Source organism: Vibrio sp. 10N.222.52.C12 (assembly GCF_041474215.1).
GTDB classification, from domain to species: domain Bacteria; phylum Pseudomonadota; class Gammaproteobacteria; order Enterobacterales; family Vibrionaceae; genus Vibrio; species Vibrio crassostreae_C.
In genome coordinates this window covers 1-14,280 of sequence record NZ_JBFRTR010000092.1, presented here as the reverse complement: position 1 = coordinate 14,280, position 14,280 = coordinate 1, and the positions used below count along the sequence as shown (strand labels likewise).

12 protein-coding genes are annotated in these 14,280 nt (G+C 46.4%); 7 read left to right on the top strand and 5 right to left on the bottom strand.

Translation table 11 applies throughout. The features are described from left to right. Positions 1–61: 61 nt before the first annotated feature. The gene (gene gorA, locus AB4623_RS16765) at positions 62–1,417 is read right to left on the bottom strand and encodes a glutathione-disulfide reductase (RefSeq protein ID WP_132763866.1); all 1,356 of its coding nucleotides are present in this window, start codon (positions 1,415–1,417) and stop codon (positions 62–64) included. A 187-nt stretch (positions 1,418–1,604) separates the two neighbouring features. After that, entirely contained in the window at positions 1,605–2,444 is an 840-nt protein-coding gene (locus AB4623_RS16760) for a 23S rRNA (adenine(2030)-N(6))-methyltransferase RlmJ (RefSeq protein ID WP_372132826.1), read from the bottom strand. 280 nt (positions 2,445–2,724) lie between these two features. On the opposite strand from AB4623_RS16760, the gene prlC reads away from it, so the two are divergent. Next, the gene (gene prlC, locus AB4623_RS16755; protein ID WP_171732313.1) at positions 2,725–4,767 is read left to right on the top strand and encodes an oligopeptidase A; all 2,043 of its coding nucleotides are present in this window, start codon (positions 2,725–2,727) and stop codon (positions 4,765–4,767) included. 91 nt (positions 4,768–4,858) lie between these two features. Here prlC and asnC read toward each other — a convergent pair whose 3' ends face one another. Further along, the gene (gene asnC / locus AB4623_RS16750) at positions 4,859–5,323 is read right to left on the bottom strand and encodes a transcriptional regulator AsnC (protein ID WP_008218581.1); all 465 of its coding nucleotides are present in this window, start codon (positions 5,321–5,323) and stop codon (positions 4,859–4,861) included. Between the two features lie 126 nt (positions 5,324–5,449). Here asnC and AB4623_RS16745 point away from each other — a divergent pair, with 126 nt between their 5' ends. The 3 genes from AB4623_RS16745 to AB4623_RS16735 all read left to right on the top strand — a co-directional run bounded on the left by AB4623_RS16745 (position 5,450) and on the right by AB4623_RS16735 (position 10,196). Next, positions 5,450–8,572, top strand: a complete 3,123-nt coding sequence (locus tag AB4623_RS16745) for an EAL domain-containing protein (protein WP_372146902.1) — start codon at positions 5,450–5,452, stop codon at positions 8,570–8,572. A 112-nt stretch (positions 8,573–8,684) separates the two neighbouring features. Continuing rightward, complete coding sequence (locus AB4623_RS16740; RefSeq protein ID WP_017060146.1) at positions 8,685–9,464, top strand: class I SAM-dependent methyltransferase; 780 nt, start codon at positions 8,685–8,687, stop codon at positions 9,462–9,464. Between the two features lie 141 nt (positions 9,465–9,605). Continuing rightward, positions 9,606–10,196: a hypothetical protein gene (locus AB4623_RS16735; protein WP_017060147.1), complete on the top strand. Its 591-nt coding sequence runs from the start codon at positions 9,606–9,608 to the stop codon at positions 10,194–10,196. Between the two features lie 112 nt (positions 10,197–10,308). On the opposite strand, the gene AB4623_RS16730 is transcribed toward AB4623_RS16735, so the two are convergent. Together AB4623_RS16730 and uspA are read right to left on the bottom strand one after the other, a co-directional pair. Beyond that, on the bottom strand, positions 10,309–11,187 hold the full coding sequence (locus AB4623_RS16730; protein WP_017060148.1) for a carboxylate/amino acid/amine transporter: 879 nt from the start codon (positions 11,185–11,187) through the stop codon (positions 10,309–10,311). Between the two features lie 52 nt (positions 11,188–11,239). Next, the gene (gene uspA / locus AB4623_RS16725; protein ID WP_017060149.1) at positions 11,240–11,674 is read right to left on the bottom strand and encodes a universal stress protein UspA; all 435 of its coding nucleotides are present in this window, start codon (positions 11,672–11,674) and stop codon (positions 11,240–11,242) included. A gap of 189 nt (positions 11,675–11,863) precedes the next feature. Between uspA and ftnA the strand changes: the two genes are divergently transcribed. From ftnA to AB4623_RS16710, 3 genes are all read left to right on the top strand, one after another. Next, a complete protein-coding gene (gene ftnA / locus AB4623_RS16720; RefSeq protein ID WP_017070096.1) occupies positions 11,864–12,391 on the top strand; it encodes a non-heme ferritin in 528 nt (175 codons plus the stop codon). Between the two features lie 68 nt (positions 12,392–12,459). Further along, positions 12,460–12,783 carry a universal stress protein UspB gene (uspB, locus tag AB4623_RS16715; RefSeq protein ID WP_009848060.1) on the top strand — a complete coding sequence of 108 codons (324 nt, stop codon included), beginning with the start codon at positions 12,460–12,462 and terminating at the stop codon, positions 12,781–12,783. A 249-nt stretch (positions 12,784–13,032) separates the two neighbouring features. Beyond that, positions 13,033–14,226, top strand: a complete 1,194-nt coding sequence (locus AB4623_RS16710) for an NAD(P)/FAD-dependent oxidoreductase (RefSeq protein WP_372146900.1) — start codon at positions 13,033–13,035, stop codon at positions 14,224–14,226. The last annotated feature ends 54 nt before the right edge of the window (positions 14,227–14,280 follow it).

Here is a 14,280-nt window from a genome sequence, read left to right as displayed (position 1 = left end):
CTTAAGTGAACGGCATTAGTCCCAAGGGCTGCTTTTTAAAAGTATCAACTAAAGGTGTTGATTAACGCATAGTTACGAATTCTTCGCTGCCCGTTGGGTGAATCGCCACAACAGAGTCGAAGTCTGCTTTGGTTGCGCCCATCTTCATTGCAACGCCGAAGCCTTGAATCATTTCATCAACAGTGAAACCGATGCCGTGTAGGCCAACGACAGTCTCTTCTTCGCCAGCACATACTAGCTTCATCTTACAAGGTTGACGGTGCTTGGTGACTGCTGTGTACATCGCAGTGAAGCCAGATGTGTAAACTTTGATGTTGTCTTTGCCGTATTGCTCTTCTGCTTCTTGAGTCGTTAGACCAATAGTGCCGATAGGTGGGTGGCTGAATACAACAGTAGGGACTAGGTTGTAGTCCATTTTCGCGTTAGTTTGACCGTTGAATAGACGCTCAGAAAGCTGACGACCTGCTTTAACTGCTACAGGTGTTAGCTCGATACCGCCTTCCATGATGTCACCAACACAGTAGATGCCAGGAACGTTAGTCGCTTGGAATTCGTCTACCTTGATGTAGCCACGGTCGTTTGTCTCAACGCCAGTTGATGCAAGGTTGATAGCATCAGTCGCTGGGTGACGGCCGATAGCCCAGATTAGGTGGTCAACGTTTTGAGTGTTGCCATTTTCTAGGTGTAGAGTCAGCGTGCCGTCCGCTTCTTTCACTACTTCTTTAGGCACAGAGTGCGTGTGAAGTGTTGGACCTTCCGCTTCCATTACTTCAACCAATGTCTCGATGATCATTGGGTCGAAGCTACGAAGTGGTGATTCTTTACGACAGAATAGGTGTGTTTCTGTGCCAAGTGCGCTTAGTACGCCTGCGATTTCTACTGCGATGTAGCCTGCGCCGATAACAGCAACACGTTTAGGTTGCTCCATTAGGTCGAAGAAACCGTTTGAGTCGATGCCGTACTCTGCGCCTGGGATGTTTGGAATGGTTGGACGACCACCTACCGCGATCAGGATGTGATCTGCAGTGTAGTGTTCACCATTCACCTCAACCGTCTTCTCGTCAACGAACTTAGCAAAGCCTTTGATTACGTTTACTTTGTTGTTACCCAGTACGCGATCGTAAGATTGGTGGATACGACCAATGTACGCTTGGCGGTTTTCTACCAATTTGCTCCAGTTGAAGCCTTTTACGTCAACGTCGAAGCCGTAATCTTCAGAGTATAGATTGATCGCTTCAGCAACTTGAGCGCCGTGCCACATTACCTTTTTAGGAACACAACCAACGTTTACACAAGTACCACCAAGGTCTTGAGCTTCGATAAGTGCAACTTTTGCACCGTGCATTGCTGCGCGGTTTGCTGATGCGATGCCGCCTGAACCGCCGCCGATACAGATGTAATCAAAATGAGTCGCCATTACTTTCTCCATTTATTGAAGGTTGTAGTCACAGTGAGAGCACCGGATACCTACGTCCTATAGATTCTTAAATTGTCTAATTATTATATTGAGGGCAGATCGGTTGAACTCAATCTCCCTGTTTAAAATTTATTCGTCCACATCACAGTCTGTTGAAGATTCTTCAGTCTATGATATGGATTCGAGATTACTCGGGTACGATCCACTCTACTTTGAAATGACCGGTCGCCGGCGCAATTGCTTCCTTCAAGAATGGAAGAATCTCTTTCATTTGGCTTTCTAACTTCCAAGGCGGGTTAATCACGATCATGCCTGATGCTGTCATACCACGCTCGTTGGTGTCTGGTGATACGCCAAGTTCGATTTGTAGAATCTTGTTGATGCCTAAGCCTTCAAGGCCTTCGATCATGTCTTCGATGTCACAACGGTTTACTACCGGGTACCAAATTGCGTAGATACCGGTTGCCCAACGCTTATGGCTTTGAGCGATTGCTGTCACGACATCACGATACTCTTTTGCCAGCTCATAAGGTGGGTCGATCAGTACTAAACCACGACGTTCTTTTGGTGGCAGGCTGCCTTTTAAGCGCTTAAACCCATCTTCTTTGTAGATAGATACCTGACGATCACGGTGGAATTCTTGCTCAAGCAGCGGGTGATCGGCTGGGTGAAGCTCGGTCAGTACCATACGGTCTTGGTCGCGCAGGTGGGCACGTGCAACACGTGGTGAACCTGGGTAGTAGCGCAGCTTGTCGCCGTTGTTTAGCGTTGAGATAGACTCAAGGTAGCTTTGAATGTCTTCAGGAAGGTCTTTTTGCTCCCACACGCGTGCAATACCTTGTTTGTATTCACCGGTTTTTTCAGACCATTCATGCGTTAAGTCGTAACGACCTACACCAGAGTGAGTGTCATGGTAAACAAAAGGCTTATCCTTCTGTTTCAAAGAATTAAGAATAAGGCTCTGTACGATATGCTTTACTACGTCGGCATGGTTACCTGCGTGGAAGCTGTGGCGATAACTTAACAAATTAAACTCTCGTAACACTCTCGATTTAGAGTGTGGTTAGTGTAGGTGGGGTTAATCAGACCATTATAACCCTCAATGGACCATAAATTCTCGAACAATTCAGGAGCAGTCGTTCGCAATATGTGGTTAGTTATTGGTTCTACTATTGAAATTTGCCTTATTGGGCACTATTTAATAACTATTCGCAGGTGATTTTTTTAGGGCGAACCTGAGCCTGATGACTGTAAGACGACCTCATTATAAAAAAGACCAAAGTCTCTAAAGCCAAAGGAATGTTTATATGTCTAATCCGCTATTAACCTTCACGGACTTACCTCCGTTTTCACAAATCAAACCTGAGCACGTTAAGCCAGCGGTTGAGCAAGTGATTGAAGCGTGTCGCAACAAGATAGAACAAGTACTTGAAGGTAATACTTCGCCAAGCTGGGACAATCTAGTTGCTCCAATTGAAGAAGTGGATGATCGTTTAGGTCGCATTTGGTCACCTGTAAGCCATATGAACTCTGTCGTGAACAGTGACGAACTGCGTGAAGCGTATGAGAGCTGCTTACCTGTGCTATCTGAATACGGCACTTGGGTTGGCCAACACAAAGGCTTGTTCGAAGCGTATAAAGCGATCAAGGCGAGTGAAGCATTCTCTGCACTGAACCGAGCTCAACAAAAAACTATTACCGACGCACTGCGCGACTTTGAATTGTCGGGCATTGGCTTACCTGCAGATGAACAGCATCGTTACGGCGAGATCAGCAAGCGCCAGTCTGAGTTAGGCTCTCAATTCTCAAATAACGTGCTTGATGCAACCATGGGTTGGAGCAAGCAGATCACAGACGTAGCTGAGCTGGCAGGTATGCCTGAATCAGCACTGGCGGCAGCTCAAGCGGCGGCTGAGTCTAAAGAGCAAGAAGGCTACCTACTGACTTTAGATATCCCATCATACCTACCTGTGATGACCTACTGTGATAACCAAGAACTGCGTAAAGAGCTTTATGAAGCGTACGTAACGCGCGCTTCAGATCGCGGTCCAAACGCAGGTAAGTGGGACAACACTGAGATCATCACCGAGCAACTTAAGCTGCGCCACGAGATCGCGCGCATGCTTGGTTTCAGTACTTACAGCGAAAAATCACTGTCGACTAAGATGGCTGAGACGCCAGATCAGGTTCTTGGCTTCCTGAACGACCTAGCAGTAAAAGCAAAACCACAAGGTGAGCGTGAAGTTGAAGAGCTGCGTCAGTTTGCAGAGAAAGAGTTTGGTGTTTCTGAGCTAAACCTATGGGACATCGCTTACTACAGCGAAAAGCAGAAGCAGAACCTGTTCGAGATCTCTGATGAAGAGCTTCGCCCATACTTCCCTGAATCGAATGTGGTTTCAGGCCTGTTTGAGGTGCTTAACCGTGTGTTTGGTATGTCGGTAACAGAGCGTCAAGGCGTAGACACTTGGCATGAGTCAGTGCGTTTCTTTGATATCTTTGATGCGACTGGAACACTGCGTGGTAGCTTCTACCTAGATCTATACGCACGTGAACACAAACGTGGTGGCGCTTGGATGGATGACTGTCGTGGTCGTCGCATTACCGAATCTGGCGAGCTACAGACCCCGGTTGCTTACCTAACGTGTAACTTCAATAAGCCAGTTGGTGATAAGCCAGCACTGTTTACTCACGATGAAGTGGTGACCTTGTTCCACGAATTCGGTCACGGTATCCACCACATGCTAACGCAAGTAGAAGCGGGCGCAGTTGCGGGTATCAATGGTGTGCCTTGGGATGCGGTTGAGCTACCAAGTCAGTTCCTAGAAAACTGGTGTTGGGAAGAAGAAGCGCTGTCGTTCATCTCTGGTCACTTCGAAACGGGTGAAGCGCTACCAAAAGAGATGCTAGAGAAGATGCTAGCGGCGAAGAACTTCCAATCTGCGATGTTTATCCTGCGTCAGCTAGAGCTTGGTTTGTTCGATTTCACGCTACACACAGAATACGACCCTGAAGTGGGTGCTCGCGTACTAGAAACGCTAGCGGATGTTAAGTCTAAGGTGTCGGTACTGCCAAGCCTAGATTGGAACCGTTTCTCACACAGCTTTGGTCATATCTTTGCTGGTGGTTACAGCGCGGGCTACTACAGCTACCTGTGGGCAGAAGTGCTATCGGCAGATGCGTTCTCAGCATTTGAAGAAGAGGGTATCTTCAATACTGAAACGGGTAATCGCTTCCTGAACAACATCCTTGAAATGGGTGGCAGTGAAGAGCCAATGGAGCTGTTCAAACGCTTCCGTGGTCGTGAGCCACAAATCGACGCAATGCTGCGCCACGCGGGAATCAACGCATAATCACGGTAACTATCTAGTTTATTGCGAAAAGAGCCTCTAGTTAGAGGCTCTTTTTTTGTCTGTGCGTTATGCCAAGCAAGGCGAATCAATGTTATGGATTCACATTGCGGTTGATAGGGTTCTGCAATGAAATCAGTGTCTCTGTCGACTGAACTTCATCGATCGCTTGCAGCTTATCGATCAATACAAACTGCAGCTCTTCTATCGACTTACACATCAGCTTTACAAAGATATTGTAAGCACCAGTGGTGTAGTACGCCTCAACCACTTCGTCTAAGGCATTCAGCTTAGCGATCGCCGAGTGGTAATCTTTGGCAGCATTAAGGTTGATGCCAATAAAGCAACACACGTCGTAACCCAGTTTTTTGGTGTTTACCACAACTTCCGTTCGCTCGATAATGTCTGCCGATCTCATCTTTTCGATGCGAACGTGAATCGTCGCAGGGCTGACATCGAACTGCTTTGCCATTTCAGCGTAAGGAGTTCGTGCATCTTCCATCAAGGTTTTGAGAATGGCACGGTCTAGATCATCTAGACGAGCTGTGGTTGTGGACATGCATAATCCTTAGGTTGAATGAAAAACATACCGGCTTGAGTACACATCATAGCCAAGGGTGATAATATTAGCAGTAACTATAGGGTTAGGGTGAATTCAGTGCGATTTTCGTTATTTTTTATTGTGATGTGTTGGAGTGTTTTTGCTTCAGCTCAGGCAAAAGATGTGTTGGTTATTCACTCTTATCATCAAGGCTTTTTCTGGACAGATGATTTCCATAAAGGACTATCTGATGAGCTCGATCGCGATGGGTTATCTTACCGGGTTGTTTATCTCGATACCAAGCGAACTCAAAACGCTGAATACTTAGAGCGAATTTATCAGCTATACCGCACTAAGCTGTCGCATGAAGAGTTTGCCGCTGTAGTCGTCAGTGATAATAACGCCCTCAATCTGATGAAACGCTTAGCGCCCGAACTCAATGGCACGCCCGTTATTTTTGGTGGCATCAACAATTTTTCTCCGCAAATGATTGAAGGCTTGCACGCAACCGGTATCACTGAAGATATTGATATGGCGAGCAATATTGAGCTGATCAATCGACTTCAATCGACGGTTAAAAAAGTTTACGTGGTTACCGATCACTCGGTAACGGGTGAAGCTATTCGCGCTCAAGTGGATTTATTTCTACAAAAACGCCCTGAGTTTTCTGGGATGGTGGAGCAATATACGCCTGATTCTTATCAAGAACTGATGACGTTCGCGCAACGCGCTGATCTAACTAAAAGCTTGTTGTTCTGGGCCTACTACCGCGACATCAATGGTCGGGTCAGCAGCAAAGAAGACTGGCGTCAGCTCAACAAAAAAACTCAGATGCCATTGTATATTGTGCATGATTTAGGACTTGGGTTTGGTGCGATTGGTGGCGTGATCCACAGTGGAGAAACGCAAGGTCGAGACACGGGGCGCGTGCTGTTGAGCGTGCTGAACAATCCTAAGGCTCCATTGCCATTGGTGGTTGCTGGCGCGCCAGAAATCAAACTCGATTACCAACAGATCTCACGTTGGGATTTGGGTGCAGAGAATGAAGCCTCAGTAACCTTCCTCAATAAGCCGAAGTCATTCTTAATGCGCTATCGCGATGAAATTCGCACCATCGGTTTAATGTTCTTGAGCATGTCGTGTGTTATCGCGGTGTTGGTGTATTACCTTAACCGTCTGAAGAAGAGCGAACGTGCAAGTCGCCAAAGCCAACGACTGTTGGAGTCGATATTTGATCAGAGCCTGCAATTTATGGGCATCATTGATAAGGGTGGCGTGCTGCTGTCGAGTAACAGCAAGTTACATGAGCTGCTTTATAATCAAGGCTATAAACTGGGAACGCCGCTGCAACAACACCAACATTGGGAAAGTTCTGCGCGAGAAGTGCTAGCCGAATATTTCATCGCAAAAAGTGAGCACCCAGCCTTACGATTTGAAGCCGAGGTGTGGTGTCGAGATCGCGGTGCGATGGTGTTGGATATTTCATTGAAGCCGATGCCGGGCAGTGAAGACGAAGACATTCAGTTTCTCTTTGAGGCGCGCGACGTGACCTCACGTAAGCTTGCTGAGAATAAGCTGTTCCAACGTGAAGCAAACTTGAAGCTGTATTACGACAAACAGCCGGTGATGATGATTACGCTCGATGGCAATAATCGCATTCAACAAGTGAACCAGTTTGCCGAAGAGCTTTTGGGATACCCTCTCGATCAGTTGTTGGGCCATCGCCCTAGAGAATTCTATGTTGATGAGAACGCGATGATTCCTCGCCATATCTTGCTGCAACCTCAGCATAAGATTCGTGGTGTGTGGCGTCGTGATATCGAATATCGCCATGCCGACGGCAGCAAGAGCTGGATTCGTGAAAATATCCGCCCGTTGGTGGAGTCTGATCAGCTGTTGATTGTGGGTGAAGACATCACCGAAACGCACGAGCTTTCTGAAAAGCTAGAGTATCAGGCTCGCTATGACCTACTGACTGACACCTTTAACCGCAACCACTTTGAGCAAGAGCTGCAAAAGGCGCTGAAAGAGGTTGAGAGCCACATGCGAACTCACGCAATGTTGTTCCTAGATTTGGATCAGCTGAAAGTGCTGAACGATACCGCAGGACATGAAGCGGGTGATGCTGCGATCTTGTTTAGCGCCAAACTGCTAGAAGACGTACTGCCTTACAATGCGGTGTTAGCGCGAATGGGTGGTGATGAGTTTGCTGTGCTGATGAAAGACTGTACTGAACGAGATGCGGTGAATGTGTGTCGCAGTATTATCTCGATGATGAGTGAGAATCCATTCTTGTGGGATGATATTCGACTCAACCTGACGTGCTCTATCGGTATTCGATTGATCGACCATACAGCAGCTTCACCACAGATGGTGCACGCTCAGTCGGATGCAGCTTGTCATGCCGCTAAAGAAGAAGGTCGCAATCGCTATCATCTTTACCATCAAGATGATGAAGACCTGCGTCGTCGCCATCTTGAGATGGAGTGCGTTAACCTAGTGCATGAGGCCTTGGCTAACGATCGCTTAGAGTTGTTTGCGCAGCGAATTCTTGGCCTAGATGAAGACAGCGATAAAATGCACTTTGAAATCTTGGTCCGCATCAAGAACATCCAAGGGGAATACATCTCCCCGGGGATCTTCATGCCAGCCTCAGAGCGTTATAACATCGCGCATTTGATTGACCGCCAAGTCGTCAGTCAAACCTTGGGTTGGTTGGAGCAACGCCCTGAGGTTATTGAGGAACTGGGGATGTGTTCAATCAATCTTTCCGGTCACTCGATGGGTAACCGTGAGTTTGTCGAATTTTTGATAGATAGCCTGAGCGATTCATCGATACCGTGTCATAAGATTTGTTTAGAGATCACCGAAACAGCGGCCATGAGTAACATGAAGCAGGCGATCAAGTTCTTCACTCGAATCAAAGAGCTTGGCTGCATGATTGCATTGGATGATTTTGGCTCAGGGCTATCGTCATTTGGCTATCTGAAAAAGCTGCCTGTCGATATTGTGAAGATCGATGGCTTGTTTGTACGTGATATTGATGTGAATGAGATGGACCATGTGATGGTTCGCTCGATCAATGATCTTGCCAAGCAGATGGGCAAGCACACCGTGGCTGAGTTCGTTGAAAATACCCAGATTATCGACAAGCTTATCGAACTGGGTGTGAACTACGCGCAGGGCTACATCATAGGGCGACCTAAGCCACTCGCAGAGCTTGTTGAAGAGTTAAGACAAGAGCGAGAGACAGAGCCATTGGTTTAGGTAAGCCGACTTTAGCTGGGAATACTTTTCACCGCTAATATGTATTGTTGAGGCAATCAGGTAAACTGGTTGCCTCTTTTGTTTTGAATACTACTGTCTGTTGGAGACGACCTTGCAACTACAACTGATTTGCGAAGATGCTACCCAAATCGATCATTTGAATGACTTAGCGACCCGCTGGAACTTATCTCATGATGAAAGCAGTGATTTTGCTTTGGTACTGACTAGTGAGCGACTTGAGCTACGTAAAGTCGATGAGCCTAAGCTTGGCGCTATCTTTGTTGATTTAGTGGGAGGCGCTGTTGGTCACCGACGTAAGTTTGGCGGTGGTAAAGGTCAGGCGATTGCCAAAGCAGCTGGTTTAAACAAAGGCGCAACGCCAACTATTCTTGATGGTACTGCAGGCTTAGGGCGCGATGCGTTTGTGTTGGCTTCTCTAGGTTGTAAGGTGCAAATGGTCGAGCGTCACCCCGTTGTGGCTGCACTGCTTGATGATGGCTTGCAGCGAGCGCAACAAGACCCAGACATCGGTGGTTGGGTAAGTGAGCGTATGAAGCTGATTCACGCATCCAGTCACGATGCGTTGGATAAGCTCAGCAACGATCCTGACTTCGAACAGCCAGACGTGGTGTACCTCGACCCAATGTACCCACACCCAGAGAACAAAAAGAAATCGGCTCTGGTCAAAAAAGAGATGCGCGTATTCCAATCTTTGGTGGGTGCCGATCTGGATGCTGATGGCCTATTTGAGCCAGCGATGAAGTTGGCATCGAAGCGAGTTGTGGTTAAAAGACCGGATTACGCAGCTTGGTTAGACGAGCAAAAACCGAGCATGGCGATCGAAACCAAAAAGAACCGTTTTGACGTCTATGTGAAAGCATCAATGACTTAATTGAAGCATCAATAACTTAGATACACGCTAAGAAAATTTCCCGTCATAAATACGATAAATTGCCATTTAACACTTGCGATAGTCGCGTTACAGATGTATATCTAACTAAGAATCATTATTATTCTTAGCTGGAGTTGAAGCATGGCTAAACGCTTTTGTAAGTTAAACCGTCGAGATATCACCGAACACTTGGGCGAGATCCACAGCTTGGTGACTGAACCTAAGTTCGTGTGTCGTTCTTGCGCGCGTTCTTCGGCGGATCAAGCTAATCTATGCAAACCCACCGCAATTCCACCTCTTGGTTGTCAAAACAAACCCGTTGAAGAGAAAGTCGCATGCGGCCTGCTAGCGGAAACATTACCTGCACCAGAACTGTCGCTTGCGGAAATCAACGAGGCAATTGAACCGAGCGTACAAATGTTCGATCCAGCCGCCGCTGATATGGCCCCTGAGCTTGCCAAAAAAGAAGCCGCACAGAAAAAAGCCAAGCTGAAAAAACTGATGGCGAAGGCGAGCGGTGATGAGAAAGCTGAACTCAAACAAGCGAAGAAAGCGGCTAAGAAACAAGAGAAGTACAATAAGAAACTGGCGAAGATGATTAAGAAGCAGCAAAAGCTGTTTAAGAAAAGTCAGAAGCTGGAAAGTGAATTGGAACGAATCAACCTACAACTTGATGATGTTGCCTTCACTGAAACCAAGACTCAGGTAGTGAGCCACAATCAAATCCACTGAAGTTGATTTGAATGGTTTATTGCTACAGCGATGATTTAAAAAGAGCGACCTTAGGTCGCTCTTTTGCTTTTTGGGGTTATCCGAGCTGACTCATGTAGCTCGTTCAAATCAGCTAAGCGTTGCTTGCGGATCTTGCTACGCGCTTCTTCACCCACGTCTCATTGACGAATAAAGAGAATAAGATAACGGCGCCACCAATAGACAAGCGAACCAAATCGACATCTCTGTTCCAAATCAGGATATTCACCACCAGACCAGCAGGAACCAAGGCATTGTTCATCACTGCCAGCGCGCCAGCATTCACCATGCACGCGCCTTTATTCCACATAAAGTAACCCAGCCCCGACGCAATCAAGCCAAGGTAGATCAGGATTCCCCATTGAAGTGTGGTGGTGGGCAGTTTCTCTGGGTTGCCTAGTAGCATGAAAGCCACTGACGCGACACATAGCGCCCCTAAGTAGAAGTAACCAAATACGGTTCGCTGAGGTAATTCAGTCGATTCCTTCTCCATCACTACCTTGTAGCCCACCTGACCAATAGCAAAGCACAGGTTCGCGCCTTGCACGACGAGGAAGCCAACTAAAAAGTTCTCATTGATGCCTGCAAATTTAATGAATACCGCGCCCAATACCGCAATTGCCGCAGTCACTAAGTACCACGGAGAGAATTGCCCTTTGAGGAAATCATAAATAAGCGTGACGTAAATTGGGGTAAAAACGGTAAACAAAAGGACTTCAGGAACGGATAGCAGTAAGAAAGATTGATAGTAGAAGCAGTACATCAGGCCAAGCTGGATACCACCAATTGCCATCAATTTAGCGATCAGCTTACGCGATACGCCGCGAAACTTTAGGAAAGGAAGAAATACGACGCCGGCAAGGGCAACACGCATTAAAACAGAGAACCAAGAATCAACCTGACCCGCAAGGTAAACGCCGATCAGGCTAAAGGAGAAGGCCCATAGGAGGGTAACACCAGCTAAATAGCTCATAGTAAAACTTCGTTAATAAGATATGAGCTGTATGTTACCTAACCTTAAATCATTAGTCTTCTGAATCTCTTAGAGGCACGACCAGCATATCAACCGGAGAGGCGTTGATCAGTTGGCGTGTTGAAGAGAGCAGCTTGCTCCAAAAGTCTTGATGGTGACCGCAAACCACGAGATCAACATTGAACTCGTTGATGGTGTCACACAGCTCATGACTCAAATCACCACTGCCTACTAGGGTATGGGTGATCGGGTATTGGGCGTGCTCCGCAAAATTTTGCAGCTGAATACGAGACGCTTCCATCGCGTTGTGCTGGGTTTCGGCCATGTTGATATCAATCAGGCCGGTATACAGCTCTGCGTAGTTAATATCGATATGGATAAAAGAGACTTTGGCTTCCAATGGCTTAGCCAATGCTACCGCTTTATCCACAATTAATTTGCTGTCTTCTGATAAATCGACCGCGACCAAAATATGTTTGTAACTCATATCGCTACCTCCTTTATTCATTGTCTGATTTAAGATTAGCACTATGCGATGGCTTTTTTTGCTGAAGTGATCTCATATCCACTGTCTTGCGTAATGACAGCTCGAAATATTGGTTAACTAATGGCCTGCGAGATATTCATTAAATAGTGATATAGTAGAGAAAATTGAGGATGTAATTAGGAGTCTTAAATGCTGTCAAAAACTATGGTTGAGCAACTGAATGATCAAATTAACCTAGAATTTTTCTCATCCAATCTATACTTACAAATGAGTGCTTGGTGTGAAGACAAAGGATTTGAAGGTGCAGCAGAGTTTCTGCGTGTTCATGCAGTAGAAGAAATGGAACATATGCAGCGTCTTTTCACTTACGTAAGCGAAACAGGTGCAATGCCAATTCTGGGTTCGATTGAAGCACCGAAACACGAATTCGAAAGCCTTGGTGCAGTGTTCCGTGAAACTTATGAACATGAGCAGATGATTACTGAAAAGATCAACAAACTGGCTCACGTTGCTTTCAGCACACAAGACTACTCAACCTTTAACTTCCTGCAATGGTACGTTGCAGAGCAACACGAAGAAGAGAAGTTGTTTAAAGGTGTATTGGATAAGCTAGAACTTGTTGGTGAAGACGGTAAAGCACTGTTCTTTATTGATAAAGACCTAGCGCAATTGGCAAAAGATGGTTCATCTTCAATTATGGAAGCTCCTGCCGTTTAGGTAGTACGAAAAAGACACTGATTATCTTTTTCTTTTGAGTTTTCTTATGAAGATGTAGGGAGGAAAGGATGATCAGCGGCGACACTATTCTATTTGCACTAATGGTTGTGACTTGCGTGAACTGGGCGCGTTATTTTACTGCGCTAAGAACGCTCATTTATATTATGCGAGAAGCGCATCCTCTACTTTATCAACAAGTAGACGGAGGCGGTTTTTTCACAACCCATGGCAATATGACCAAACAGGTTCGCCTGTTCAGTTACATCAAAAGCAAAGAGTATCACCATCATCATGACGAAGTTTTTACTTCGAAGTGCGATCGCGTAAGACAGTTATTCATACTCTCTTCCGCTCTGCTAGGTGTAACCTTGCTGTCTTCTTTCATCGTCTGAGTTTTTAGTACGTGTGAAGTAGAGCTTAGGTTCTGGTGTGAAGCTTCGGTTGTTGGTTCGCTAAGTTAAGTAGTGGTTTTGCTGCTGTCTGCTAATTGTACAATTGAACATCAATTGCAAAGTTTAAAATTGCCGCTAAAATAGCGAGCAATTAGTAAGGATGTGCTGTTTATGCACATCCTTTTTTATTGATGGCATTTCGAGAACAGGGTGTACTCGGGCTGCAAAAGTGAAGAAAAGCAGAACCACATGAGTGAAAAATTTGATGTAATCGTAATTGGTGCGGGCGCCGCAGGCTTAATGTGTGCTGCGGAAGCTGGTAAACGTGGCCGACGAGTGCTGGTGGTTGATCATGCAAAGAAACCAGGCAGAAAAATTTTAATCTCAGGTGGCGGTCGTTGTAACTTCACTAACTATGATGTTTCAGCCAACAACTTCCTGTGTAACAACCCTCACTTCGTGAAGTCAGCTTTATCTCAATACACCAACTGGGATTTTATCTCGATGGTGAGCAAGTACGGTATTGAGTTCGAAGAGCGTGATCACGGCCAGTTGTTCTGTGTGAATGACCACACAGCAAAAGATATCGTGAGCATGCTGCTTGACGAGTGTAAGCAGGCGAAAGTCGAACAACGCTACCGTTGTGATGTTCACTCCATCGAAAAAACAGACGCTGGCTTCAAGATGCACCTCAATACCGACGAAGTTGAGTGTGACTCACTGGTTGTGGCGACAGGTGGTTTGTCGATGCCTAAGCTGGGCGCAACGCCATTTGGCTACAAGATTGCCGAGCAATTTGGTTTGTCTGTGATGCCAACTACCGCAGGCTTAGTACCATTTACTCTGCATAAAGAAGATAAAGAAGATTTCGCTGAGCTTTCAGGAATCGCGATTCCTGCTGAGATCACCGCGCAAGACGGAACCTTGTTCAAAGAAGCGTTGCTGTTTACTCACCGCGGCCTATCGGGTCCTTCAGTTCTGCAAATTTCTTCTTTCTGGAAAGCGGGTCAGTCGGTTTCGATTAATCTAGTACCTGAAGTCGATGTGGCTGAACTGCTGGCTAACTCTCGCGAGAAGCACCCAAATCAGAGCCTGAAAAACACCTTGGCGAAAGCACTGCCGAAGCGTTTTGTGGAAGTGTTGATTGACCGCAAAGAGCTGGAAGACAAGCCGCTCAAGCAGTTCAATGAAAAACAGCTGAACGACATCGTAGATCACCTAGAAAACTGGAAAATCGCGCCAAACGGCACCGAAGGTTACCGTACTGCCGAAGTAACTCTAGGTGGCGTGGACACCAATCACCTATCTTCAAAAACCATGGAATGTAAGACGGTTTCTGGCCTCTACTTCATCGGTGAAGTAATGGACGTAACAGGTTGGTTAGGAGGATATAACTTCCAATGGTGCTGGAGCTCTGGCTTTGCAGCAGGCCAGTGGGTTTAAGCTTTGAGCCTATCCATTAGATTTTAAATTACATAAAAATGGCGAGTCATAGGA